The sequence below is a fragment of the Pseudomonas sp. F220 genome, from assembly GCF_057813935.1.
Genome location: NZ_JBVASJ010000174.1, coordinates 1 through 291, shown reverse-complemented (window position 1 = coordinate 291; position 291 = coordinate 1). Strand labels below are relative to the sequence as shown.

Annotated in this window: 1 protein-coding gene; it reads right to left on the bottom strand. The window is 58.1% G+C overall.

Annotation, left to right across the window (positions count from 1 at the left end; genetic code table 11):
* Nucleotides 1–291: type VI secretion system baseplate subunit TssF (locus ACZYSM_RS29520; protein ID WP_489077228.1), on the bottom strand; the 291-nt coding region annotated here is incomplete at both ends.

Below are 291 nucleotides of genomic sequence, written 5' to 3'. Positions count from 1 at the left end.
AAAAGCCTTTTTCGAAACGCTGCACCAGGTGATGGCGAACCTCGACAATCGCTTCCAACCGACGCCGGTTCAGCTCGCTATCGGTCCAGTCGTACAACGCCAAGGTGCCACGCAGGACTTGCGCGCTGTCGAGCATCGGCAAGAAGTTCGAACCCAAATGGCTAAGCACCCGCCAATGAAAGCGATCATGGTTTGGCGGGTAACAAGGCAAGCTGGGGGCACACAGGTTGCGTACCTGCAGGCCGACCTGAGTGGATTGCACCACGGTGTCGAGCAAGGTGCTTTGCAGCG